This window comes from Leptolyngbya sp. ST-U4, from assembly GCF_039962215.1.
Lineage (GTDB): Bacteria > Cyanobacteriota > Cyanobacteriia > Elainellales > Elainellaceae > Leptolyngbya_A.
On record NZ_JAMPKZ010000002.1, the window covers coordinates 219636 to 243871 of the forward strand.

Consider the following 24236-nt stretch of genomic DNA (forward strand, 5'->3'; position numbering starts at 1 on the left):
TCTCAAGCCCTGGATTCTTAAAACACTCCCCTTGTAAATTTTAATTTTTGCAACCGATCATCCCACCTGCGTAAGAATTTTTAACACAAACGCTCATCAAATCAGTTTACTGTAACAATCTAGGTGCGCCTTTCGATATAGTTTTTCCTTCAAGCACCTCGTGTTCTCAGGTGCAGTCACCGAAATTCGGTAACCCGTTTATCCATATCAAACCTTAATTGAGACGTTGAGTAGGAACTTTAGCATGAGCAGTAATCTCGCAACAAAGCTCAGAGAGGGTACGAAAAAAGCCCATACGATGGCGGAAAACGTCGGTTTTGTGAAGTGCTTTCTCAAAGGCGTGGTAGAGAAAAATTCCTACCGCAAGCTCGCAGCAAACTTCTACTTCGTGTATTCCGCGATGGAAGAAGAAATGGAGCGTCACCGGGAACACCCTATTGTTTCTAAAATTTACTTTTCTGAGCTGAACCGCAAAGCGAGTCTGGAACAAGACATGCGCTACTACTTCGGCAACAACTGGCGAGAGCAAATCGAGCTTTCCCCTGCAGGCGAAGCTTATGTGCAGCGCATTCGTGACATTTCCAACAACAGCCCCGAACTGCTGATTTCCCACTCCTACACGCGCTATCTGGGCGACCTGTCTGGTGGACAAATTCTCAAGAACATTGCGCAGCGCGCTATGAACCTGGCTGAAGGTGAAGGCACGGCTTTCTACGAATTCCAGGACATTTCCGACGAGAAGGCATTCAAGGCAAAGTATCGCCAAACACTGGACGAACTGCCCATCGATGAAGCAACCGCCGATCGCATTGTGGAAGAAGCCAATGATGCTTTTGGTATGAACATGAAGCTGTTCAACGAGTTGGAAGGCAACCTGATTAAGGCGATCGGTCAAATGCTGTTTAACTCGCTGACTCGTCGCCGGACTCGCGGCGCAACCGAGCTGGCAACCGCTGACTAGGGCGAACAAATCAAGACATTGGCTCATTGAGTCATCAGGTGTCAGATTTCAGGTTTTTTCACACCGTCATCAGGCAAATCGTTTGTGATTGGGTGAAAGAGACTTGAGAACTGGCACCTTAGTTGTTGGTCAAGTTTGGGGCGTTGCTGAATTTAAGTATTGATTCGCCCCCCTAGCCCCCCAAAGTTGGGGGGAACTACTCTTCAAAGTCCCCCAGCATTGGGGGATTTAGGGGGCGATGCAGGAGCTCACTTGGGTTCTTCATATTTCGATTCAGCAACGCCAAGTTTTGTTAGTCGAGTTTTATTTAGGGTCAGATCCAGACCCGGTTCTTCCAGGTTTTCAGTAACTGAATTAATTGCGATGAAGCACAGCATGGTTTTCAGAAAACTGAGCCAGCTTTGCAGACACTTCCGGGTTATAAATTCGTAGATAGTTCCAGTAGTTTTCTAATACCGAAGTAACATACCCCTTAGTTTCGGGATAGGGAATGCGTTCAATAAACTGATCAGGATCGATCGCCCCAAATTCCTGCACCCACTCGGCAACAGCACCCGGTCCCGCATTGTAGCTGGCAACGGCAAGCAAAGAGTTGTCTTGATATTCGCGATGGGTGTAGTTGAGATACCAGGTTCCGATTTTGATATTGTCGGTTGGATTCTTGAGATTGTAGTTTTTGAGGTTAATCTGGCTTGCCACCCACTCCGCCGTTTCCGGGATGACTTGCATTAAGCCGATCGCCTCTGCCACAGAAACAATTTCCGGTTCAAAGCGGGATTCCTGGCGCATCAGGGCAGTGATCAGGAGCGGGTTGATTTGCTGCTGTTGGGCGGCTTGCTCGATCGGCTTCAGATATGGGAACGGATAGAGTGCTTGCCAGTAAGCGGGCTGCTGCTTGATTGCTTTTGCCTCTGCTTTTTCAGCAGCGGAGTCACGCCACCCCAGACTGGAGAGCATATAGATGCCGTCTAGATTGTCGTTCACACCAAGGCGCAGCAGTCCATCGGTAAATTGTTCTGCCACAGTGGGCTGACGATAGTTCGTGAATTCCACTTGCCACTGCGACCAGGCGTCGCGTTTTTGACCCAGCCGATATAGTTCTTTAGTCGCGTCTGAGCCTGCCAGCAAATCGGGACGAATTTCGGGTTTGACAACCTGGGGCTGCTTGGTGCGAACCGAGGAAAAGTCGCCTACGTTCTCCCAACCCAGACTACTTGCCGATCGCCACGCATAGTAGGATTGCGGGTACTGGCTCAGGGTGTATTCAAACGCTTTCGCAGCTTCTTGCGGTTTGCCCAGTGTAGTTGCCCACTTTCCGACCCAAAAAGAAGCTTCAGGGGCGAGTTCGCTGTCAGGATTTTGCTCTACAACCTGCCGCGCCCATTCCCAGGCAGCCTGAGCATCGCCCTTTTTGGCGTTAAGTTCTGCCTGCTCCCAACGGATTTCGGCTGCCGTCTCCGATGCACTGTACTGCGTGAGAATCGACTGTCGGGCTTTTAGAGCCGATTCATTGCTGCCCATCGCTTGCAGCAGCTTTGACTTTTTCAGCAGAGCTTCCGCTGCTTCGTTGGGAAACTGGTTGATGGCTCGATCGAGATAGCCGATCGCCGCCTGCGGGGTTTCTGCCAGGTCAGCCAGACGCACCAGTGCCATCCCGGTTTCCTTCGCATCGGGAAAAGCCTGAACCAGGCGATTATAGAAATTGTAAGCAGTTTGCCCCTGTTCGTTAAGCTGCGCCCCTCGTCCCGCCCGATAGAAATTCAGCGGCGTATTTGGAGCCTTGGCATAGGCAGAAGCCGCACTGCCATACAGCCCATTTTCCCAGGCAGCAAAGCCGATCGCCTCCCAGTCTTCAGGCTTGAGTTGACGGGCGTACTCGGTTCTTAGACGATCGAGAATGCCGCGAATATTAGGCAGATAGACTGCGTGACGTGTCAGCAGCAGAAGCATTCCTGGCTGGTTGGGTTCTTTCTCTAATCGCGTGATCGCAATTTCAACGCTGCGGGGGTGGGCCGGAAACTGGTCAAGCGCCTGATCCCAAAACTGCGGATTTTGCTTGCCCAACTGAAACAATGCTTCTGCAGCGATCGGAGCTTTAGGGTATTGCTCGACAAGCTGCTTCCAGGTCGCTTCAGCTTGGGCAGAGTTCCCAGTTGCGCGGTAAGCCTGCGCCCGCTTTGCCAAAATCTGCGCTGCCAGCACAGGGTACTCTTTTTCCAGTCCCTTCAGCCAAGGCAGTGCCTTACCGCCATGATCCTGCTGAATCAAATCGCTTGCCAGTAAATAGCGGGCACGACTTCGATCGATCGAAGGGGAACCCTTAGCAATTGCTTCCAGCTTTGCCGCCCGTTCTGCCGCCGCTTGAGTTGCCAGAGGCAAAACCGCTGAGTCCTGCGCCGAAGTCAAATTGAACGAAGCCGAATTTAATTGTGCTGGAATCGACTCAAAAGATTGAAACCAGGAGCTGATCAAGGGTACATGGCGAATTTTTCCGGTCAGCGTCAGGGCGGAGGCAGTCGCACCTGTCAGCACGGTTAGACCGATCGCCGTCAGCAGCACTTGCTTTTTGGGGAGCTTGAGCATGAAGCTGGGGGAAGAGGACAGTTAAACTTCAGTCACTTTAACAAATGCTGAGCGAATCGCGGTGATGTTTACGAAGCGGATATTTGAAAACTAAAGCTGCGATCCGAACTGCCCCCTCACCCTCCATTTCTACCGGGGAAACGAGAAGTTTTTGGGTTTAGTGCTTGAGGTTTGCTGGCTCCCTAAATCCCTCAATTCTAGAAGGCTTTGAACGATCGGGAAGCCTATTCCAATCAGGGCAATGCGGGCCTAGGGGCAATGTGGGACAGTTGCGACCGCTTAACCAATCTGTAAGCAGAATTTTGTTGATTGATAACGATGAGTTCTGTTGGTTCACGAACGAGGTTCAAACGGAGATCCAAACTCAAAACAATACGCAATACTGGAGGAAAGTTCTTTTCAGGTGATGTCAAGCATGGAGCTTCGAGGAATTGACACACCCCGGCTAGAGTGGTCGGGCGATTGTTTAGTGATTGGCTTGTTTGAAGACGACGTTGAGCTATCTGGCGATTTGGCAGAACTCGATCGCAAATTTAACGGCGTCCTGTCTGAGCTAATTGCTGAAGTCGAGTTTAAGGGGAAAGAAGGCAGTACGGCAGTTACGCGCACCGGAACATTGCCTAAAAAAGTCGCGATCGTTGGTTTGGGCAAAGCAGACGGACTAAAGCTAGACACCCTCAGGCGATCGGCTGCCGCTGTGGCTCGGTTGGGCAAGCGGGAGAAAGCAAAAACGCTAGGAATCAGTCTGCCCGTCTGGAACAGCGACCGTGTACAAACCGCACAGACGATCGGCGAAGGCATTGAACTGGCACTGCATCAGGACAATCGGTTTAAGTCGGATACCGAAGAGAAAGGATCAAAGCTGGAGACGATTGAGCTATTGGGTTTGGGCGGTCAAGACGCTGCCCTGACTTGTGCCCGCCAAATTGCCTTGGGCGTGATTCTTGCCCGTGAACTGGTTGCCGCTCCCGCAAATATTGTGACGCCGCCTGTGATGGCAGCAACCGCCGAAGCGATCGCCCGTGAGTACGGCATGGACATCCAGATTCTGGAGCAGGAAGACTGCGAAAAGCTGGGAATGGGTGCATTTTTGGGAGTGGCAAAAGCCTCTGACCTGCCGCCTAAGTTTATTCACATCACTTATCGTCCCGAAGGTACGCCCCGGAAGAGAGTGGCGATCGTCGGCAAAGGACTCACTTTTGATAGCGGCGGCTTAAACGTCAAAGGGGCAGGCAGCGGCATCGAAATGATGAAAACCGACATGGGCGGGGCAGCGGCTACACTGGGCGCAGCTAAGGCGATTGGCGCACTCAAGCCAGATGTGGAAGTGCATTTCATCAGTGCCGTTACCGAGAACATGATCAGCGGTCACGCCATGCACCCCGGCGATATTCTCACTGCTTCTAACGGCAAGACGATCGAAGTCAACAACACCGATGCCGAAGGTCGCCTAACGCTAGCAGACGCGCTGGTGTACACCGAGAATCTAGAACTGGATGCGATCGTTGATCTGGCAACCCTGACCGGAGCCTGTGTGATTGCTCTAGGCGATGACATTGCCGGAATGTGGACAGCCGATGAGTCGCTCGCCAATCAGCTTGCCCAGGCGGGCGAAACCGCAGGCGAAAAATTCTGGCGGATGCCGATGGAAGAAAAATATTTCGACGGGCTGAAGTCAGGCGTTGCCGACATGAAAAATACCGGACCCCGACCGGGCGGCGCAATTACCGCAGCACTCTTCCTAAAGCAGTTTGTCAAAGAAACCCCTTGGGCGCACCTGGACATCGCTGGACCTGTCTGGGCAGACAAAGAAAACGGCTGCAATAATGCTGGAGCGACAGGATTTCCGGTGCGGACGCTGGTGAGTTGGGTGTTGAGTTAGGGTGAGGGGATGAGGAGGTGCGAATTTTCAATTGTTCAATTGTGTTCAATTGATAGATAAAGCGGTGAAGGGGGCGATCGACGAGGTTCAAGAACTCAGCGTAATGTCTGATCAACAACCTTCCGATTCCCCATTTTCCCACCTTCCCATCTCTCATCTCCCATCTCACCGAGTTTTCTTTGAACCACTGCTTAAGTATCTTTGCATCAGGAAGGATTACGGGTATCGAACTTATCTTTTAGCAATCGCGAATGTCAGTGGGGTTCCAGAAGTTTATTCTTGGCTGGAGTACTGTTTAATTTTCTGAAATTCATAGGCTCCCATCACTGCGCCCCACAGTGCCTGTCCTGTGGTTGAATCAACGCCCCGATCGAGACTCAAAAAGCGATCGACACTGACTTCAAACCCTAATACGACCTGACGAGTTTCGCCGTTGTACTGAAAGCAGCATTTTGTGTCCGGTTCTGGGCTAGCTGTAAAGCAGTCATTCTGAAACTGAATGCTGAGGCAACAGCCAGGAAGGAGCTCCAGATCCTCTAAAGTAATTCGCTTCAAAAGTTCAGGATTTAATCCTGCGCCGCGCACGCGATCGGGCTGACGAAAGCCAAAATACTGCGCCTGAAACTGGGCGGGCTGCTCGGTCGGTTTCAGCACCCACACCCGCTGCCGGTAGGGATTGTTGAGATACAGTGCGTTTGCCTGCTCTGCAAAAAGGGTGGGATGTCCGTCAATGGCGATCGGAAAAGGGCGATGCCACAGCCGCAGATGCACAAACCAGATTGGCTGATTGAAGGCTTGAGCCTGATTGTCGAATTCTCCTGTCAACCACTGGGTCAGCGTCGCTAAGGTAGACATAAAAAAGGCAATAAGAATTCTCTGTTTTGAGTGCTCTGTTTATGATTGTGTAGCAAAATAAACATTCTGGCAGCCATTGGACAGGGTAATTCGATCAGACGAGACGGTGAATACAATCGGGAATGCCAATGTCAGCGTGAAGTTGATGCAGGAAGGACGATCGCACTAAGGACTAAACGACATATTAAACGCCTCGATCGATGGCAGAATGAGGGCTGACGCACGATTGAGATGAATTATTTAACGGAGAACAAATATGTGGCGGGTAATCATTCAGTGTTCTGCGGCAAGCTGGCGTGACCATGGCACTGAGTTTAAGACGATCGCCGAGCAGTATCCAACAACACTACTGGCTTCTAAGAAAATGAAAGATGATGAGCGGCGAATTATGGAATATCAGCTTGAGAACGTCAATGATGTCGAAGAATTTATCGAAGCCTGCATGACGCTGGACGGATTCACGGCAACCTTTGAGGCTCTTTAACTTCCAACCCTGATTCAACCTTCAACACGGATGGGGTTCGATGCTCTGTCACCAAAGTAAGACTGCTCCAGCCGCCCTGCGCGTCGTAGCTGCGAATCATGCGCTGTCTCAAATTTGGCTCAATTAGCCAGCCTGCCTCTAGCAAGAAGGGCTTATCTCTGGGAACCGTGAGGGGCGTATTAGAAGAAGCTCCATCCGGCAGCAGCAAAACCTGAATCGGAAAGCTTCCCTGGTCAAACAGCAACCGTGAACCCTGAATCGCTGCGCTGGAGGCAATTTCAATTTGGGGCAGGGTCAATTTTTGGTGCAGTCTTTCCGCTTCTCGCCAGATCGAGAGATGCGTTGGATAGTGATCGGGGCTACGCCAGTCCGGGTAAAGGGTAACGGCTTCGCCCTGCCAATTGCCCAGTAAAGCGTCAACCGTCAGCAGCGGACGATGACCGGGGGAAGTGTTCTGCCGATGTTCGCGAATCAGCGTCAGCCTAGAAAGCCGACTGTCCTGGTCAAAAAGCTGCACCAGCCGTAACCGTCGATCGCCCAAAATGAAGCCTAACTCCGCTCCAAATTCTGCAAAAGGACCAAACTGAAGCGACCCCTGTGAAAAGGCTCCGTCTTCAAAAAACAGTGTACTGCGGTTCAACGAAGAGTATTCCAGGACTTTGTTTTGCTGAAGTGTTCCGTCTGCATTAAAGTGCTGAATCGTTTGGCGAACGGTTTGATTGTTGTTGATTCCATCTAGCGTAATGATCGATCGCACATCTTCTTGTACGCTACCATCCGTCTGAAGACGGGTAAATGATCCTTCCCAAACGCCCAGATTCAGCAATAATCTATCCCATTGAGAAGTTGCGTTTAGATGTGACATTTTTTAATAATCTCTAAGAACGTTAGGAAGAGATTTTTGTGAAAGGAGAGTAATTGATTAGAATGGTTTATGTTGACTCCTATGTTGACAGCCCGTACTTCCTAAAATTATGGTCTCAATTATGGTCTTCGATGTGAAGCAGTTTATTGAAGGAGGTACTGGTTCCGTAGTCTCTTTATTAAATTTTACAAAATTCGCTTAACAAGCTTAATTCTGTTTTTGTCCTGATTCCATCTGCGTGAGTTCCTAGCGCTCATCTACCGCAGCATTCACTGTTTGATTCATGAATTTGTTTTCCTGGTTGTGGATTGTTTCCTGGATTGGTAGTTGTTTATTTACACAGGCTCTATTGAGAGCAGCTCATGCCTCTCCCCCAGTGCCTCATGCATCGGTTTCAAGTCAATATAGCTCCCCGTTGGTTGCCGTTCTATTACAGGCTCCGTCTACGGTGAAGTCTCCACTGGTAAAGCCTCCGCTGGTAAGGTTTCCGGTGAAGGAATTAATGTTGCACAGCAGTTCTTCTGATAGGGCAATTGATTCGCTCTTTTCCCAGTCAGCCCTACCTCACTCCACTGCTCTATCAAGTTCCTTTCTATCAAGTTCCTTTGCTTCGGCTGCTTCGGCAGAAGGCGTCACAAAAATCACGGCTGCTTTTGCGTTGCCTGAGCTGAGCAATTCAGTTGCCCAACTCCCCTTTGATCTGCTTCAGACTCATCCCGTCACTGCGCCCACTTATCCTGCTAACAGCACCGTATCCCATCGCCTGCTGCAACTCGTGAACCACCTCTCGCGCTGGACAAAGGGTATTAGCGAAGCACTACGCCTGGTTCCCCTGGTGACTGTGGTGCAAATCAATCCGCCGCCTCTAGAGGTCGATCGCTGGAATGTGCTGGGATTGGACGATTTGGGTGTTCCTCCTGCTGAGGCTGCCGATTTTCCCCAACCGTCTTGTTTGGGCGAAGCAACAGAAACCTTTCCATCCACCCTGACTTCGCTGTTTCAGGTGCAGGTGCGCGGCAAGCCGATCGCCGAATTTCCCACGCAGCAGCAAGCAGAACAATGGGCTGAACGCCTGCAACGGGTCATTCAGATGGACAACTTTGACCCACAAACGCTAAAACCTGTCCTGCTCGACGGCACACCGGGCGGTAAAGCAGGTGAAGTGCCGATCTTCTGGGTTGAACCCGAACTAGCGTTGCAGCTCGATCGCAGTGCTGAGCTATTAGCCATCACCTGGATTAACAATCTGAGAACGGCACTCAATGTTCCCGCCCTGAGCCTGGTCGAGTCTCAGAAACAAATGCACGATCTGGTGGTCACCGACGATCGCCTGGAAGGAACCGCGTCCTGGTATGGTCCCTATTTTCACGGTCGGTTAACTGCTACAGGCGAAACCTTTGACCAGACTGAGCTGACTGCCGCCCACCCGTCGCTGCCTTTTGATACTTACTTGAAGGTAACAAACCTGGAAACGAGCAAAGCGGTGATTGTACGCATTAACGATCGCGGTCCCTACTTTGAAGATCGATCGCTAGATCTGTCTCGTGAAGCGGCGCGCTGCCTCAACAGCGAAATTTCTGGCGTGGTTTCCTACGAGGCAATCATTATGAAGCGTTCTTCTGGGGCGTTTGATGCAGCTTCTGTCGAGGAAGTTCCGACTGACAGCCCGACTGATGCAACGGATCAAATCGCAGCGAACGACTCTTCTCAAACCGCAGCCAGCCCAGAGGAACAACTGCAACCCGTAGATTCCTCTAGCAGCGCAGAAACCCCGGCATCTTCAGAGACAGCAAACCCCTGACAACAAGCTGTGCTCCTATAAGCGTTGCAGCAGGCTCATCCCGTGCGTATCTGTACCGCAGCTATTCAGGAGTCCACATGCTTGTCCCAGAGCTTGCACCTCTGATGTTTGGCGGGGGCTGGACTGCCAGGGAGAAGGATTTTCATAAGCATAAAAGGTTTCAATCCCATCAATTCCCGCCTGTGCGGCTGCCGGAATCAGCTCTTTGGGCGATCGCCGATAGCGGGCAGGATGGGCCAAAACTGCCAAACCTGCTGCCCGGTGCAGTGCTTCAATCACCTGTTCTGCCTGATACCCTTCTCCCCCAACCGTTGCGCGATTCAGGTAGGGGGCGATCGCCGGATGCTGCGGGTCAAAGGCATAGCCCAGAATATGAACTTCCACATCCAGCAGTCCGGCGTTAATCTCTACCCCAGTCCAGAGCCGAGGCATCGCCGCTTCCGAGTCAGTAGTGCGCCGCTGATCCAGCCATCGCTGCGCGACCTGATAGCCGCCAACGCTGTGATGATCCGTAATCGCCAGTCCTTGCAGCCCAATCTCGATCGCCTGCGCAATCACTTGCTGAGGCTGAAGCCGCCCATCTGAGTGAACGGTATGCATGTGAAAATTATAGGATCGGGGACAGCTTGTTACAGTCAACGATTGAAACACTGTCCGTAGCGCGTCTCTATCCTGTGCTGAAACACTCGAACTTAATGCCAGGTCGATCGCCATAGTTTTTTCCACGATCTATCTTCACGATCGTTTACGTCCGCTTTCTACTATAGCGAACCCCCCGATCGTTATGTCTAACCCCGCACTGTTCAAGCCGATTGCGACTCAAGCAGACCCATCTCCCTATCCCCTCATCCCCCTCACTCACCCATCCACCCTTATTCCCGAATTAACAACGCCACCGCATAAGCCGCAATCCCCTCTTCCCGCCCGATCGGTCCTAGTTTCTCATTCGTCGTGGCTTTAATGCTGATACAGCCGGGGTCAAGCTGGAGCACAGTTGCCAACCGATCGCGCATCGCGGGAATGTGGGGTTTAATCTTCGGACGTTCTGCCACAATCACCGAATCCAGATTATTAATGCGCCAGCCGCGTGACTGAATTAGCTCATTCACTTTTTGCAGCAGTATCAGGCTATCTGCGCCTTTCCACTGTGGATCGGTCGGCGGGAAATAGTGCCCGATGTCCCCTAAGTTCAGAGAACCGAGGAGCGCGTCCATAAGCGCATGGGTTAGCACGTCAGCATCGCTATGACCGAGTAGCCCTAAATGATGGGGAATGTGAACACCGCCCAGGATCAAAGGACGATCGCTCACAAGCTGGTGAATATCGTAGCCGTTGCCTATTCTGAGATTCATGAATCGATTGAGACGTGCCCGAAACTACTTATAGCAATTGGCATCATAGCAATTGGCATTGCGATCCATCGCTGGCGATTGGGCGGCTATTGGGTCTGCGCGGCTTTGTCCAGCGCAATCTGACTGTTTTGCCGATACTGTTCAACGCGATTTTGAGCCGTGGCATAGCGCGAATCCGTTGAGGCAACCTGAGCCATTAAATCGGACGCTTTTTGCCAGCGACTCGCCACTTCTAACCATTCTGCCGAAGTTTGAGTAGTCCGGCTAGAAGCAGCCGTTTGCTCAGCCAGCCGGACTGCTTCCGCAAAAGGGTCGGATGAGGCTGAGTTAGCCACCGATGGGCTGGCAGGAGCCGAGGGTGAGGAAGTCGAGATCGAAGTAGAGCCTGCCGCAGCCGGACTTGCCGAACTAGTTTGGGCTGACGAAGCAGGGGACGACGCACTGACCGCACGATCGAGCACAAGACGCTCGTACAGAAGCCAGCCAATAACCAGCACGCCCAGGCTAAGCACAGCTCCACCCAGCAACCCACGCCAGAACTGCTGCTTTTCTCGTGAGAGGCGGCTGACCGAAGCTTTTGGTAATGTGGGTTTCGACGGGTCGGGCTGATTGTCCTGCCAGTCTCGCGCAACTCGCTGGAAGAAGTTGGGTTTCTTCAGGGTAATTTCTTCTGCCCACAGCACTTGTTTATTGCGATCGCGGCTGATTTCCTCCAGCCAGAGCAACTGCTGTTCCCGCACAATTCGGCTATTGATATTAACCCGACGAATGTGCTTCGGTTGAATAGACTCTAAAATCTGCTGCACCTGGGGAACCAGAATTGACTGCTCAAGCTGCTCTGGCTTTGCCGCCTCACACAAAAGCTGCAAAACCCCTTGAGCTAGAACGGCTCTAGTTCTCACTCCAGAACTGGCTAACTTCTCGTTCAGAATCTGAATGATTGCGGAGACGCTGCCTTGGCGTGCTTGTCTTGCAATGTCATCCATCGTATTTTCTACCGTAATAAATGGAGATTGAATCTGGGCAATTAATTCGGGCGATTAACTTGGGCAAATCAATTGCTCAAGAAACGTGAATCCATTGCAATCCTGCTCGATTCCGATTGATTTCGACTCACACTGACCAACCCTAGCGACTGAGAACTCTCCTGATTCGATCGGAAATCTTGCTGTGCAATTCTACCGAATTTTGTCGCCTTCTCATGCAAACCGCTCATCAAATTCACTAAATTAATTTTCCTCCATCAATCTATAAGGGAAAAATCAATAAAAAAATCAATTGAATGGAGATGCTCTAAACAGGGTTGGACGCTAGATGGTGATGGTCATTAAAGCGGCGAATTTGCCATAAATCCGTGTTAAAGCGGTTTTGGTCGGTGCGATGCCAGCGCGATCGATCGATCCAAAATTCAAACAGTGCGGTATTGCGGGGATGCAGTCTCCAGGAGCGATCGCAGCCCAGAAGTTCGGCTATCAAGTGCTGCATAATCCAGCTATGGGTAACGATCCAGATTTGTTCTCCGTCCTGGTGGCGATCGAGCAGTCGCAGCATAAACGCACGGGAACGACTGCGAGCGGCTTCGAGCGATTCTGCACCAGGGATTTGAATCCAGTCGGTCGAGTTTTCAAGCTGTTCACAAAGCTCAGGATATTTGGCTTTGGCTTCTGCCCAGGTTAAGCCCTGAAAAATACCGTTTTGAAATTCGCGCAGTTCGTCGGCATATTCCACGGGAATCGATTGCGTGGTTGAGAGAGCGATTCCAGGCTCGATTGGATCGAGTAGATCATCAACCAGATCGCTCACCACCGCAGGCAGCGGCTCAGCCAGAAACCGCGACAGTAAGATTTCGGTCGTCTGTACGGCGCGTTTTTGAGGGCTGCTGTAGACCCAAGAGGGCTTCCAGGCTTCGTTTAGGAGTCGATGCGCTAGCTTTTCTGCCTGTCGTTTGCCTTCTGCCGAAAGCTCAAATTCGCCGTGCCCCTGCATGCGTTTTTGTTGATTGCCCACCGACTGAGCATGACGGATAAACAGCAGCTTGAGCGGCTTCATGGCCTGATTCCTCAATTTTTTTCTGAGGATACCTCAATTTTGCTGACTTGCTGGCGGCGGTCAGGATTTTCAAATGGATGCTTCGAATATATGATAAGCTGACTAAGTTTTGTGACAGAATGCCCGTCCTGAAGGACGACTGGCGTTTGCTTGTTTTTGCCGCCTGATTTTTGTCACAATATACGCTAATTCAGGATTGCCTGCTCAAATTTTTGTGGGGCAAGCTGATTCCTGCTACTTGTTTTTCCCTTCTTCTAACAATTGCATGACCCTATCGACTAACCCGCCTGAACAAATCTCGTCTATTCCGATCGATGCAAAGCAGCTTCCCCTCAAGGACAATCCTTTGCGTCTGAAGCACATCCTCAAAACTCTGCCCAGGGAGTGCTTTCAAAAAGATATGCGGCAAGCGTGGTCTGCTCTTGGATTTAACGTGTTAATGGTGGGTTTGGGCTACTGGGGGTTGAGTGTCGCTCCCTGGTTTTTGCTGCCTGTACTGTGGGTATTTACTGGGACTGCCCTCACTGGGTTCTTTGTTCTGGCGCATGACTGCGGACATCGATCGTTTGCAAAGCAGCGTTGGTTAAATGATTTGGTGGGACACACCCTGATGCTGCCGCTGATTTATCCTTTTCATGCCTGGCGGATTCTGCACAACCACCACCACAAGTACACCAACAAAATGGACGTGGACAATGCGTGGCAACCTTTTCGTCCAGAGGTTTACACCCAGTTTGACTTTGCGCTGCAGTGGATCTATCGTCGGGTACGTGGTCGTTTCTGGTGGCTTGGGTCGATCGGCCACTGGGGTAAGCTGCATTTTGATTGGCGGCAATTTCAGGGTAAAGCCAGAGAACAAGCCAAATTTTCGGTGCTGGTGGTGATTGGGTTTGCGGCGATTGCATTTCCCGTGCTGTTTGTGACAACGGGCTTCTGGGGCGTCGTGAAGTTCTGGCTAATGCCCTGGCTGGTGTATCACTTCTGGATGAGCACCTTTACGCTAGTTCACCACACAATGCCCGACATTGCCTTCCAGGAGCCGGATCAGTGGCACGAGGCACTGGCTCAGCTTTCGGGTACGGTTCACTGCGAGTATGCTTTCTGGGTGGAATGGCTCTGCCATCACATTAATGTGCATGTGCCGCACCATCTCTCAACAGCAATTCCGTCCTACCGTTTGCGAATGGCACACGAGAGCCTGCGGAAAAACTGGGGCAGCTATCTCTACGAAACCGAGTTTTCCTGGGCACTGATGCAAGAAATTACCGATCGCTGCCATCTCTACAGCGCTGATCAGGGCTATCAGTCATTTCAGGACTATCACAGCCGCTAGATTTAAGGCGATCGAATTGGTGGCTTAAAAAGTCATATAGCCTTTCCAGGAGGATGGATAACCATCCTCTTTTTTTTGGCTTTATTGGCTTTGTTGGCTTGATTGGCTTGATTGGCTTGATTAGCTAAGTTAGCTCTGCTCCGAAGCAGTCTTACTTGAATGAGGAGATTGCTTGCGATCCGTTAAACTGCGACCGTACAGCCCTCCCACAATTGCTAGAAACAGGATATAACCGATCGCCTGCGCTAGATAGAGCGTTTGCGTATAGCCAAAGAGTGCCTTCAGCAGAATTCCCGGAAACTGACGATCGGGCAGAATGCTACTCAAATCCCATACAAGCGGACCCAGCAGACAGGATGACCCCTGACCAATACACCAGTTTGTATCAGGATTGATTTGCGCCAGCAGTCCGATTGCCCGATCAAAATGGCGCAGCGCAGACACGACTAAGCCCGAAACGATCAGCAACAGCAGCACCCCCATGGTTTGAAAGAATTGCCGCAGGTTAATCTTGACACCCAGCCGAAATAGCAAAACGCCGATCACCGTTGCGCCTGCTAGCCCTGCCACGGCTCCGACTACCGGAAGCCAGCCCTGCTGAAATTTTGCCGCGATAAACAGAACCGTCTCGAAGCCTTCGCGCAGTACGGCGATCGCAATCAGTCCAAACACGCCCCAGCCTGTACCAGTTTCGCCGTTTTCGCTTTTGCCAAGCGCAGAAGTAATTGCGCCTTCCACCTCGGACTTCAAGGCTTTTGCCTGCTGGGTCATCCAGATCAGCATCCAGCTTAATAAGCCGATTGCCAGTAAACTAAATCCGGTTTCCAGTAGTTCTTTAGTGAGTTTGGCGCTGGGCTGATTTGCCGTTTCAAGTGCCGCCAAGACGCTGCTCAAGACAATGCCGATCGCCACGCTCGCCGCAACGCCAGCCCCAATTCCCGCATAGACCCAGCGATTCAGGCGAGACTGCCCTGCTTTGCTGAGATACGCCAGCACAATGCCCACGACAAGAGCCGCTTCAACGCCCTCGCGGAGCGTTACCACAAACGTCGGCAGAGCCGCACTCCAATCCATCATGCGTTTTCCTGAGAGCGATGAGAGAAAAGTTCTACCCTTTTAGCGTAAAGGTTCCAGCGCGAAATTCAAGGGAGCGAACCTGCGCACCCCTCATCAACCCATCGACCCCTCCCCTCATTCCCGGCTTTGACTAATCGCCTCTGACAAATAATCTGCCGCCGCTTCGACCATCGCGATCGCATTTTCATACACCATCCGAGTAGGCCCTAGCATTCCGACGCTGCCGACAGGAATGGAGTTGCGCTGGTAGGTAGCAGATACTAACGCACAGGAGCGCATCGGCTCCAGCGGATTTTCTGCCCCAATTCGTACCGAGACTCGCTTACCCGTTCCTTCCGAGTCTGCCGACTCAAAAATGAGCGACCAGAGCTGATCCTGCTCAGATTCCAGCAAATGCACGATCGGCTGAACCTGCTGAAGCTCAGAAAATTCGGGCTGTCGCTTCAGGACTTCGGCAACACCGTTGATCAAAATCTGCGTAGAGAGGGAGAGGCGACGACGCTGATTCAGCTCCAGCAGCGAGGTTTGCAGCAGGGTGGCGTAGCGATCGAACTCACGCCCCAGTTCTGTCCAGTCTAGCGTGGCGATTTCGCTCAGCGTTCTCCCCCGCAGTTCGCTGTTGAGGAAGTTGGAGAGAATTTGCAGCTCTCGGTCGAGGCGATCGCTGTCGGTCTTTTCATCCTCAGAAAGTGGCAGATCAACAAGGGTCGATTGGGTTTCGTAGGTGTCTAACACCACGATTAGCATCAGCCGCGCTGAATCAAGCTGAACCAACTGCAAATGCTTCAGCTGGGCTGTGCTGGATTGGGGCAACGTCACCAGGGCAATATAGCCGCTTAGCGTCGATAGGATCTGAGCAGCCCCCCGTAGCAGTGACTCCAGGCTCATTTCTTCCCAGTTCAACTGTTCAGTTAGCGTTTGGGCAACCTGACGAGCCAGTGTGTCCGAAGGCGTGACCAATTGATCCACATACAGCCGATAGCCCGAATCGGAGGGAATCCGCCCGGCAGAGGTGTGAGGCTGATACAGCAAGCCTGCTTTTTCTAAATAGCCCATCGCGTTTCGAATCGTCGCTGAGCTAACTCTGGGGTTAAATTCTTCTAACAGCGCTTCTGAGCCAACAGGCTTAGCAGTCGCAATGTAGTAGCGAACTGTTGCGCCAAACACCTGCTGCTGGCGCGAGTTGAGTTTCACAGGGAAGGACATAAGAGCAACGTCGGAGCAACCGATAGAATGAATGGGAATAGAATGAACGAAAACTGAAGACAGTCCAGAAATCGTCTAGAAATCGGGAAGTCAATTAATAGCGCGGAACCGATCGATCGACTCTCAGAGAATAGGCGTCGATGCCGCCCGTGACATTCTTTACTTGAGAAAAGCCCTGATGCTGCAACCACTGGCACATTTGCGCTGATCGAATTCCATGATGGCACAGCACGATCGTCTCTGTCTGTGGGTCAAACTGGCTGAAGATTTGCCCTGACCACTCGTTAAACTGGCTCAGCGGCAGGTTCAAAAAACCCTCCAGGGAGGAGAGTGCGACTTCTTCGGGCTCACGAACATCGATAAGCTGCGCTGAATCATCCTGTGACTTGAGCCGCTCTGCCAGTTGCTCAACTGTAATCGCATCAAAGGTTGGGTTAAATTGGGCTGTCATACTTTAATACTTCTTCAATACTTCAATTTCAATACTTCAAGGTAGTGAGCCGCTGTGAAAGTGGGGCATGAGTGAATTCCAGACTATTCCACTCATCTGGTAAAGGATCACTTAAGTGAATCCCCGACAAATCAAGCAAGATCTGCTCTTAAGCTAAGATTTGTTAAGAAGATATTTTCAAAATCTTAAGTTCAAATTACCCGGAACCCTCGACTTCCGCAAGCCCACTCTGAACGAAAGGCAAGGGGCACATCATGCATAACCTGTCTCGCCAACCTGTTCCGCTGAGCTCCCGCTGACCTGCTTACCTCCTCACTTCCTCTCCCTCTAATCCTCCCCGGGGGGACATCAGCACGATCGCGGAATTCTCGCATCTTCTTTTTGAAAACTTCAAACAGCCAGTCGGTAAACTGCTGATGTGAATCGGGAAGATCCTGTCAACAATATCTTTCAGAGACGTCAGATGTGAAGGAGAGAGCCGATGACCGTCAGAGTTCCTGAAAGAAACAACGTTGCTGCCCGCTGGACTCAAGCAACTGCCATTACCTTTGCACTGTATCTAATAATGAGCCAGTCTCAATCCGCGTTCGATGCAGCACCAGAGTGGCGATCGACCTCAGATCAGGCTGGGAGGGTTCAGCTAATTAGCGAGTTTCCGACGCTGCCGTTTCGGTAACGATCGCCAACCCAGCGTTTTCCTTCTGAGGATTGCCGCATTCTACGCCGCCCTCCAGCAGAAGGTTACTGGCTCAGCGTTTGAATCTGCGTATTGAAGTAATCCACCTTATACCGGAGCTGCTGAGCCAACTGTAGCCCCTGCTGGAAGGCGACGAGTGCCTGGGGCTGGTTTCCCCGCTCCTTCAGCAATTGACCGATCTGATCGTAGGTATTCATCATACCCAACGTGTTGTAGGACTGCTGCTCGACATCCAGCAAGAGTCGGTACGCTGCCAGGGCTTCATCGAAGCGGTTTTGAGTGCGGTAAAGCGTAGCAAGTCGCTGAAGCGCATCGCTGGCATAGGCAAGCTGCTGTACCGATCGCGCTACGGCAAAAGCTTCCTGGTAGTTGGCGATCGCAGCATCAGTTTGTCCCAGGGCAGCAAATCCTTCACCCATTGCCAGTTTAAGTCCGGGAACAGGCTGCAGGTTGCGCTGGCTGCGATATAACTCAACGAGCTTCTGCTGACTGGCAATCGCCTCGGTCGGCTGATTGTTTTCGGTGTAGATGCGTGCAAGTTGCTCAAGTGCCGTTGCTTGAGTGGTGCGATCGCCTTTTGCCTCGGCTACCTGACTAAGCTGCTCATAGGCGGCGGCTGCGCTGGGATACTCAAACCAGGACAAATGGAGATTGCCCAGGGCGGTGAGCAGTTGAATTTGGCGATTCACGTTCTGCTGCTGCTGTGCCTGGGTCAGCAGTTTAGTGTACAGTGCGACTGCCTGATCCTTTGCCCGGATGGTTTCATACGCTTCAGCCATGCGGAAGGGCAAATTAGGATTGCCTTCGGGTCTTGCCTCAATCTGCTGTTCGATTTGCTGAAGCCGCTCGGTGATTAGCCGCAGTTCCGTTACTTGACTCTGCCGCCAGGCGACTGCACCCACTCGGCTCAAAGCCGCTACTTCTTCTGGAATGCTGAGATATCGCCGCAACCGCAGTTCTCGATTAAAAATTTCAAATGCGCCCGGAATATTGCCTGCCTGAAGCTCGGCAAGTGCCTGATTTTGGAGTTCAACCAGAGCCGATCGCAGCACGTCTTTTTCCGGCGGACTCAAGGGACGATCGACCGTCATGGCCGGCAGCAGCGGGTCGGGCTGAGGCTCCAGCGCATTCTCTGGAATGGCTGTTTCTGGGGCAGTTTCTGATTCTGGGGTGGTTGAGGCTGCGCCTTCTGGAACTGCATTTGGAGCTACATTCTCCGGGCTAGCAGGCGTGGAAGCAGGCGTTTGTGCCAGAGTGCTGAGGGGAAACGTCAGCAGCATTGCGAGTCCCAGCAAGCAAGTACGCCAGTTGCTCCGCAGGGGAAACTGTTGCGCATCGCCCATGAGTTTAATCAACCCGTTCATAAACCTCTCCTGTTATCCTGCCTGTTCATCTGCCGTCAATCAGTTGCCGACTGATCAGCCGACTGACCAACATGATGGTTGTCTTGCACGGTTTGTTTCTAACCAGCTTACTTAGCTTTCCTGACGCAAACCGGAACACCAGACCCTAGTTTACTCGCTGTCCGATGAGCAGATGGAGATCTGATGGTTGAGAATCTACTATTATTTATTATTATTAAGAGTATATTTTTTACTCGTAAGATGAAATTTGCAATCAATGCTGCGAATTTTCGTGCCCTGAGAATAGAGCAGGCGATGCGAAGCACTTTCCCCCGGGGTAGTCGGTAGAATCAGGACATCGCAGTTGATATGCAGTTGACATGAGGTTCAGTCAGGTTGCTCAATCAAGATTGAAATTTACGGGCAAGTTCTTTGTAAGGGTGAGTCAGGCGTGAAAGTTTTAGTCATTGGTAATGGCGGGCGCGAACACACGATCGCCTGGAAATTGCTCCAGTCCAAGCGGGTGCAGGAAGTGTTTTGCATTCCGGGGAATGGGGGCACGGCAAAGCTGGCAAGATGCCGAAATCTCGCGCTGTCGGTCACAGATTTTGAGGGCATTGGACGATTTGCCCTGGTCAACAACGTCGCGCTGGTGGTCGTCGGTCCAGAATTACCCTTGGCGGCGGGCGTCACTGACTATTTGCAAGCGCAGGGGCTCACGGTGTTTGGTCCAGTGCAAGCGGGCGCACAAATCGAGGCAAGTAAGGCATGGGCAAAAGCCCTGATGCAAGAAGCTGAAATCCCCACTGCAAAAGCGGCAGTCTTTACCGAGGCGACAGCAGCGATCGATTATGTGAAGGCACAAGGTGCGCCGATCGTGGTCAAAGCAGACGGGCTGGCAGCCGGAAAAGGGGTCACGGTCGCAGATACGGTTGAAGCAGCAATCGAGGCAATCGAGGCGGCATTTAACGGACAGTTTGGCGCAGCCGGACAAACCGTTGTGATTGAGGAATGCCTCAGCGGGCAGGAAACCTCTGTGCTGGCGATTACCGATGGAATCACGATTCGCCCCTTGGTTCCCGCCCAGGATCACAAGCGCATCGGCGAGGGCGACACCGGAGCAAATACGGGCGGCATGGGGGCTTACGCACCTGCCCCGATCGTTACGCCTGCCCTGATGGAGCGGATTCAGCAAGAAATTCTGGAACCGACGATCGCTGCCTTGAGAAAGCGCGGCATTGACTACCGAGGCGTCCTCTATGCAGGACTGATGATCACGCCCGAAGGCAATCCCCAGGTGGTCGAATTTAACTGTCGATTTGGCGACCCAGAAACTCAGGCAGTACTACCCCTGCTGGAAACGCCCCTGGAAACCGTTTTGCTGGCCTGCACTCAGCAAACCCTCGATCGGTTGCCGCCCCTGGAATGGCATGCCGGAGCGTCGGTGTGTGTGGTCGTGGCGGCAGAGAATTACCCAGAAAGCTACCGCAAAGGAATGCCGATTCAAGGCATCGAGCAGGCAGAGGCGGCTGGGGCGATCGTCTTTCATGCAGGAACTAAGTTCAATCAGCAGGTCATTGCCGACGGCGGGCGAGTGCTGGGCGTAACGGCGATCGGCGAATCTTTGCAAGATGCGGCTGCGAAGGCTTATCAAGCGGTGGACTGCATTCAGTTTGAGGGTATGTATTACCGGCGCGATATTGGGCATCGTGCTCTGCAATAAGCAACTAGAAGGGCGAGCGATGCAGGTTTGACAAAACTTTGTAAAAATTAAGATGTGAGGAGTTAATCTAGGGATAATCCGCCCGAAGCCATCTCCCAAATCTATCTCCTGAATCTATCTACAGTCTCTTGTGACAAGTTGAGCGACCCTTGCTGAAGCTGCTTTATCGAATTAAGGCAATCATCGATCGCTGGTGGTCTGAGTTCACACTTCAGACTCGCCTGATGGCGGCTGCCACGCTGGTCGTATCGCTCATTATGAGTGGCTTAACCTTTTGGGCAGTGAACACTATTCAGCAAGATGCCCGCCTGAACGACACCCGTTTTGGTCGGGATTTAGGGCTACTGCTAGCGGCAAACGTCGCGCCCTTGGTGGGCGAAAATAACCGCACGGAGCTTGCCCGCTTTTCCCACCGCTTTTATAGCAGCACTTCCAGCGTTCGCTATATGCTGTATGCCGATGAGGATGGCAATATCTTTTTTGGCATTCCCTTCTCAGAGTCCGAGGTGCAAAATTCGCTGACGATTCGCCGCCGGATGCAGCTTCCCGAAAACTATGCAGCAAATCTAGATGCGCCGATGGTACGCCAGCATCTTACCCCTGCTGGAGAAGTCACCGATGTCTTTGTACCGCTCAATCACGACGGAAAGTATCTGGGCGTGTTGGCGATCGGCATCAATCCGAATCCCACGGTGGTTAACTCCTCGCACTTGACGCGGGATGTGACGATCGCTGTATTTGTCTCAATCTGGGTGATGGTAATCCTGGGAGCGGTCTTTAACGCGCTAACGATTACTAAGCCAATTAAAGAATTGCTGGTTGGCGTGAAAAACATTGCTGCCGGAAATTTTAAGCAACGAGTTGATTTGCCCCTGGGTGGCGAACTGGGGGAGCTGATCCTTAGCTTTAACGAAATGGCAGAGCGGCTTGAACGCTATGAAGAGCAGAATATTGAGGAGCTGACCGCCGAAAAAGCCAAGCTGGAAACCCTGGTTTCGACGATCGCGGATGGAGCCGTGCTGCTGGATACCAATATGCAGGTCATCCTGACTAATCCGACGGCTGAGCGGATTTTTAGCTGGGAAGATGCTCAGGACGTGCTGGGTCAAAACGTGCTGTACCACCTGCCGAATGCGGTTAGTGCCGAATTAACCCGTCCCCTATATCAGCTCGCTTCCGGGCAGCCTCCAGCGGAGATGCGGGATGGGGCAGAGTTTCGGATTACGATCCCGGAGCCAATCAACCGAACGGTGCGAATTTTGCTGACGACAGTGCTGGATCAGTATCGCGAAGCGGTGAAAGGCATTGCGATCACGGTGCAGGACATTACCCGCGAAGCCGAACTAAACGAGGCGAAAAGCCAGTTTATCAGTAACGTCTCCCACGAGCTGCGGACTCCTCTGTTCAACATCAAATCCTTTATTGAAACGCTGCACGAGTACGGTGATGATCTGAGCGAAGTCGAACGGCGCGAATTTCTCGACACCGCAAACCGGGAAACCGATCGCCTCACCCGCCTGGTCAACGATGTGCTGGATCTGTCTCGACTGGAATCCAACAAACGATACAGCATGGAACCCGTGGAGATTGTGCAGCCGATCGAGCAAACGCTGCGAACCCATCGCCTCAATGCCAAAGACAAAGGTATCGAGCTGTGTCAGGACATTGAACCAGATTTGCCGCCCGTTTTTGGCAACTACGATCTGCTGCTGCAAGTGTTTTCTAACCTGATGGGCAACGGTCTGAAGTTTACGCCCGCAGGCGGTAAGGTGATGATTCGCGCCTATCTCCTTCAGTCAAAGGACGAACAGCCCCCCAGCCATGTACGGGTTGAAATTTGCGATACGGGTATCGGCATCGACCCTGAAGATCAGGAAGCTATTTTCGATCGCTTTTTCCGCGTCGAGAACCGGGTGCATACGCTGGAAGGAACCGGACTGGGACTGTCGATCGTTCGCAATATTATCGAGAAGCACCATAGCCGAGTCTATCTGGTGAGCGAAGTGGGCATGGGGACGACTTTCTGGTTTGATTTGGCAGTGTTTAAGGAAGGCGCAGCGCTCCCCCACGAGTTGACCCCCACCGAGCATCGGATAAAAGAAGTTAAGACGGTCAGCATTGCTGCCAGTCCGGTTTCCAGCGACGCATAGCACATCGAGAGTTCCGTCCTGGGAGACTGGTGGCATCAAATTCACGCTGCTTCAATTTCCAGCTAGTAGCCCTGTACACCGGGAATCCAGCTTGTGCCTGCTAAAGGCAGCTTTGCCATTGCCGCCGCTTCGACCGTCAGTGCAACCAGATCTTCCCGCTCCAGGTGATGCACGTTTTGCTTGCCGCAGGCGCGGGCGATCGTCGTCAGTTCCATATTCAGCGTTTTCAGATAGTTTTTTAGCCGGTGCGCTCCGACTTCTGGCTCTAGCCGCTTCTCTAAAATCGGGTCTTGAGTCGTGACGCCAACCGGACATTTCCCGGTGTGACAGTGATGACAGTAGCCGGGAGCCGTGCCAAGTTCCAGATAATCGTCGATCGCCGGATGATGCTCTCCGTTCTGAATATAGCTTTCGCTGTTGCAGCCCAGAGCCATCAGCACCGCCTGACCGATCGACACGGCATCCGCGCCCATTGCCAGAGCCTTTGCCACATCTGCTCCAGTCCGAATGCCACCGGACACAATGAGCTGGACTTTGCCTTTCATGTCCATTTCTTCCAGTGCCTCAACCGCCTGCCGCAGAGCCGCCAGCGTGGGAATGCCAACGTGCTCAATAAACACCGTTTGGGTAGCAGCCGTGCCGCCCTGCATTCCATCCACAACGACGACATCTGCTCCGGCATGAACGGCGAGCTTGACATCGTTATAAGTGCGGGACGCTCCCACTTTGATATAAATCGGCTTTTCCCAGTCAGTGAGTTCGCGCAGTTCCTGAATTTTGATCGTCAGGTCATCGGGTCCGGTCCAGTCAGGATGACGACAAGCCGATCGCTGATCCACGCCTTCGGGTAACGTTCGCATTGCCGCGACCCGCGGATTAATTTTTTGACCCAACAGCATTCCGCCACCGCCCGGCTTTGCGCCCTGACCAATCACGACTTCGATCGCATCTGCCTTCCGCACGTCGTCCGGATTAAAGCCATAGCGAGACGGAAGGCACTGATAAACCAGCCTTTTAGAAGACTGTCGCTCCTCCTGAGTCATGCCGCCATCGCCCGTCGTGGTGGATGTGCCCATTTCAGTCGCGGCGCGTCCGAGGGCTTCTTTGACGTTGGCAGAGAGAGAACCAAAGCTCATTCCGGCGATCGTAATTGGAATGTCTAGTTCGATCGGTTTGCTGGCAAATCGGGTACCTAGAACGGTCTTGGTAATGCACTTTTCTCGATAGCCTTCCAACGGGTAGCGAGTCAGTGAGGCTCCCAGGAAAACCAGATCGTCAAAGTGGGGCAGGCTGCGTTTTGCGCCCAGTCCTCGAATTTCATAGAGTCCGTGGGCAGCGGCGTTCTGGATGTAGTGGAGCGTGCGGCGATCGTATCCGGCGGATTCTTCGCGATAGATGTTGGAGGTCATGGGGAGAGGGGAGGG

20 protein-coding genes are annotated in these 24236 nt (G+C 52.2%); 8 read left to right on the plus strand and 12 right to left on the minus strand.

Features of this window, described 5'->3' with window-relative positions; translation table 11 throughout:
* Positions 1–244 precede the first annotated feature (244 nt).
* Positions 245–961 carry a heme oxygenase (biliverdin-producing) gene (locus NDA02_RS06500; protein WP_190794454.1) on the plus strand — a complete coding sequence of 239 codons (717 nt, stop codon included), beginning with the start codon at positions 245–247 and terminating at the stop codon, positions 959–961.
* Positions 962–1315: 354 nt separating this feature from the next.
* On the opposite strand, the gene NDA02_RS06505 is transcribed toward NDA02_RS06500, so the two are convergent.
* Complete coding sequence (locus NDA02_RS06505) at positions 1316–3544, minus strand: transglycosylase SLT domain-containing protein (RefSeq protein WP_348246334.1); 2229 nt, start codon at positions 3542–3544, stop codon at positions 1316–1318.
* 415 nt (positions 3545–3959) lie between these two features.
* Between NDA02_RS06505 and NDA02_RS06510 the strand changes: the two genes are divergently transcribed.
* On the plus strand, positions 3960–5426 hold the full coding sequence (locus tag NDA02_RS06510; protein WP_190794456.1) for a leucyl aminopeptidase: 1467 nt from the start codon (positions 3960–3962) through the stop codon (positions 5424–5426).
* Positions 5427–5699: 273 nt separating this feature from the next.
* Here NDA02_RS06510 and NDA02_RS06515 read toward each other — a convergent pair whose 3' ends face one another.
* Entirely contained in the window at positions 5700–6281 is a 582-nt protein-coding gene (locus tag NDA02_RS06515) for a chromophore lyase CpcT/CpeT (RefSeq protein WP_190794457.1), read from the minus strand.
* A gap of 256 nt (positions 6282–6537) precedes the next feature.
* Here NDA02_RS06515 and NDA02_RS06520 point away from each other — a divergent pair, with 256 nt between their 5' ends.
* Positions 6538–6765: a hypothetical protein gene (locus tag NDA02_RS06520; protein WP_190794458.1), complete on the plus strand. Its 228-nt coding sequence runs from the start codon at positions 6538–6540 to the stop codon at positions 6763–6765.
* On the opposite strand, the gene NDA02_RS06525 is transcribed toward NDA02_RS06520, so the two are convergent.
* Positions 6740–7630 carry a DUF3598 family protein gene (locus NDA02_RS06525; protein WP_190794459.1) on the minus strand — a complete coding sequence of 297 codons (891 nt, stop codon included), beginning with the start codon at positions 7628–7630 and terminating at the stop codon, positions 6740–6742. The genes NDA02_RS06520 and NDA02_RS06525 overlap by 26 nt on opposite strands.
* A 376-nt stretch (positions 7631–8006) precedes the next feature.
* On the opposite strand from NDA02_RS06525, the gene NDA02_RS06530 reads away from it, so the two are divergent.
* Positions 8007–9431, plus strand: coding sequence for a septal ring lytic transglycosylase RlpA family protein (locus NDA02_RS06530; protein ID WP_347277931.1), 1425 nt, complete (start codon positions 8007–8009; stop codon positions 9429–9431).
* A 15-nt stretch (positions 9432–9446) separates the two neighbouring features.
* Here the strand turns inward: NDA02_RS06530 and NDA02_RS06535 are convergent, their stop codons facing one another.
* From NDA02_RS06535 to NDA02_RS06550, 4 genes are all read right to left on the minus strand, one after another.
* Positions 9447–10145 (minus strand): PHP domain-containing protein, encoded by a 699-nt coding sequence (locus NDA02_RS06535; protein WP_190794467.1) that lies wholly within the window; start codon positions 10143–10145, stop codon positions 9447–9449.
* 158 nt (positions 10146–10303) lie between these two features.
* On the minus strand, positions 10304–10783 hold the full coding sequence (gene ispF, locus NDA02_RS06540; RefSeq protein ID WP_348254656.1) for a 2-C-methyl-D-erythritol 2,4-cyclodiphosphate synthase: 480 nt from the start codon (positions 10781–10783) through the stop codon (positions 10304–10306).
* Positions 10784–10869: 86 nt separating this feature from the next.
* Entirely contained in the window at positions 10870–11769 is a 900-nt protein-coding gene (locus NDA02_RS06545; RefSeq protein WP_190794461.1) for a hypothetical protein, read from the minus strand.
* A gap of 307 nt (positions 11770–12076) precedes the next feature.
* Positions 12077–12832 carry a histidine phosphatase family protein gene (locus tag NDA02_RS06550; RefSeq protein ID WP_190794462.1) on the minus strand — a complete coding sequence of 252 codons (756 nt, stop codon included), beginning with the start codon at positions 12830–12832 and terminating at the stop codon, positions 12077–12079.
* 265 nt (positions 12833–13097) lie between these two features.
* Between NDA02_RS06550 and NDA02_RS06555 the strand changes: the two genes are divergently transcribed.
* Positions 13098–14165, plus strand: a complete 1068-nt coding sequence (locus NDA02_RS06555) for a fatty acid desaturase (RefSeq protein WP_190794463.1) — start codon at positions 13098–13100, stop codon at positions 14163–14165.
* 129 nt (positions 14166–14294) lie between these two features.
* On the opposite strand, the gene NDA02_RS06560 is transcribed toward NDA02_RS06555, so the two are convergent.
* The 3 genes from NDA02_RS06560 to NDA02_RS06570 form a co-directional block, all read right to left on the minus strand.
* Entirely contained in the window at positions 14295–15239 is a 945-nt protein-coding gene (locus tag NDA02_RS06560; RefSeq protein WP_348254727.1) for an FTR1 family protein, read from the minus strand.
* Positions 15240–15356: 117 nt separating this feature from the next.
* Complete coding sequence (gene hrcA, locus NDA02_RS06565) at positions 15357–16448, minus strand: heat-inducible transcriptional repressor HrcA (RefSeq protein ID WP_190792367.1); 1092 nt, start codon at positions 16446–16448, stop codon at positions 15357–15359.
* A 94-nt stretch (positions 16449–16542) separates the two neighbouring features.
* Positions 16543–16899 carry a rhodanese-like domain-containing protein gene (locus tag NDA02_RS06570; protein ID WP_190792368.1) on the minus strand — a complete coding sequence of 119 codons (357 nt, stop codon included), beginning with the start codon at positions 16897–16899 and terminating at the stop codon, positions 16543–16545.
* A 481-nt stretch (positions 16900–17380) separates the two neighbouring features.
* Here NDA02_RS06570 and NDA02_RS06575 point away from each other — a divergent pair, with 481 nt between their 5' ends.
* Complete coding sequence (locus NDA02_RS06575; protein ID WP_348246323.1) at positions 17381–17575, plus strand: hypothetical protein; 195 nt, start codon at positions 17381–17383, stop codon at positions 17573–17575.
* Positions 17576–17640: 65 nt separating this feature from the next.
* On the opposite strand, the gene NDA02_RS06580 is transcribed toward NDA02_RS06575, so the two are convergent.
* Positions 17641–18960, minus strand: coding sequence for a tetratricopeptide repeat protein (locus NDA02_RS06580; RefSeq protein ID WP_348254657.1), 1320 nt, complete (start codon positions 18958–18960; stop codon positions 17641–17643).
* A gap of 430 nt (positions 18961–19390) precedes the next feature.
* Here NDA02_RS06580 and purD point away from each other — a divergent pair, with 430 nt between their 5' ends.
* Entirely contained in the window at positions 19391–20662 is a 1272-nt protein-coding gene (purD, locus tag NDA02_RS06585) for a phosphoribosylamine--glycine ligase (protein WP_348246319.1), read from the plus strand.
* Positions 20663–20811: 149 nt separating this feature from the next.
* Positions 20812–22812 (plus strand): two-component system sensor histidine kinase NblS, encoded by a 2001-nt coding sequence (gene nblS / locus NDA02_RS06590; RefSeq protein ID WP_348254659.1) that lies wholly within the window; start codon positions 20812–20814, stop codon positions 22810–22812.
* 62 nt (positions 22813–22874) lie between these two features.
* Here nblS and NDA02_RS06595 read toward each other — a convergent pair whose 3' ends face one another.
* Positions 22875–24221: an FMN-binding glutamate synthase family protein gene (locus NDA02_RS06595; protein WP_348254661.1), complete on the minus strand. Its 1347-nt coding sequence runs from the start codon at positions 24219–24221 to the stop codon at positions 22875–22877.
* Positions 24222–24236: the final 15 nt, after the last annotated feature.